We start from the raw sequence: 228 nt of genomic DNA on the forward strand, positions 1-228 counted from the left end.
GGTCACGGCGATGGCGACCTATACCAATCCGCAACTCTACCTCGTGAGCGTGCTGATCGTCGGTCTCGCCTTCGCGGCGGTCAATGTGCCCAGCGTTTCGACCTGGGCAGGCTTCGGCTCGGCGCTGCGGGAATGGCTTTCCGATCCGGTGCGGTTGAAGTGGTTCAATATCAGCATGGCGATACTCTTGGTGCTAAGCCTCTGGCCGATGCTAAAGTAGAGTGATGG

General features: G+C 59.2%; 1 pseudogene. It reads left to right on the forward strand.

The window, feature by feature from the left end:
* Window positions 1–220: pseudogene (locus tag AF337_RS18830) on the forward strand (LysE family translocator); the annotation flags it as partial.
* Window positions 221–228: the final 8 nt, after the last annotated feature.

Origin of the sequence: Rhizobium ecuadorense, from assembly GCF_001187535.1 — a bacterium.
GTDB classification, from domain to species: Bacteria; Pseudomonadota; Alphaproteobacteria; order Rhizobiales; family Rhizobiaceae; genus Rhizobium; species Rhizobium ecuadorense.